General features: G+C 36.8%; 1 protein-coding gene. It reads right to left on the bottom strand.

What is annotated here, in order from left to right; translation table 11 throughout:
- A partial coding sequence (locus tag I1A51_RS17620) for a hypothetical protein (protein WP_196896251.1) occupies positions 1-1,151 on the bottom strand: 1,151 nt, incomplete at both ends.

The raw sequence follows: 1,151 nt of genomic DNA, 5'->3' as shown, positions 1-1,151 counted from the left end.
TAATCTCCACTCTCCAATCCTTGAATCTTCCATACATCATGGATTCCATCATTGTTTGGTGTAAAGTATTTTGGGAAATCAATCACTCCAAATGCAAGCACTGGATTCTCACATCCTCCTCCTAATACATTACGAATCAACAGAACATAATCTCCTCCTGGAACATCTGTAAACACTGGCGCTGTTTGCCATGTATTTCCTCCATCGATAGAGAATTCATACTCTCCAAGATTCAATCCTGTTGTGTTGATTGCAACAGTGTTACTTCCAAATCCTTCCACATATCCTGATACTACAATATCCGATTCTGTTAGATTTGCAATATACGATCCGATTACTTCTATAGTTTGTTCTTCACTCTCACAAGCTAATGTTCCTGTTTGGCTAATCGCTTTTACAGTATAGGTTCCTGGCTGTGTTACAGTGATTGTCTCTGTTGTAAATCCTAAAACATCTCCTTCAAATGTCCATACATATGTATAATCTGCTTGTGCATTGTACACACTAATCTCACTCTCAATCTGTGGATCATCTGGCGTTACAATCTCTTTTAAACAAATAACTTCTTCCGCATTTGACTCAAATACTGGAGTCTCTTCCACTGAAATATTAAATGATGTCACAACTGTACATCCTGTTAAATCATCCTCTACACTTGCCCAAATTGTTGTAGCATCACTTACAAAGGCATCTGGATTTGGAATCTCATTCGCTCCATCAGTTGCATCCACCTCATTTGTGTAGTATGAAATTGTCACAGCATCTGTTGAAGTTACAAAATCTAAACTTGTAAAGTCAAACTCTCCAAATCCATCAAATCCACAAACGATATAATCTGGGATTGTCACCTCAATCTCTGGGTAACTTCCTACTTTCACGGTAAGTTCTAAAACAGAAACACAAGTTGTATCTGTGTTTTCAATACGAACATATAAAGTGGTTCCTGCTGATGTAATATCAATTAGATTTACAATAAAATTCTGCGTATGATTCTCTGCATCTGCTTGTGTGAAATAATATTTCACATCTAATGAAGAAGTATCTGATAAGATAGCATCTGTCATCTCTGTAACATCTACACTCATCATTCCATCTCCGTCTGATTCACAGAAATAATACGTGTTATCTTCAATATTCTCAAACTCTGGAAG

Origin of the sequence: Aureivirga marina (genome assembly GCF_015767265.1) — a bacterium.
GTDB classification, from domain to species: domain Bacteria; phylum Bacteroidota; class Bacteroidia; order Flavobacteriales; family Flavobacteriaceae; genus Aureivirga; species Aureivirga marina.
The sequence above is the reverse complement of the archived record's forward strand: the minus strand, read 5'-3'. Positions and strand labels throughout refer to the sequence as shown.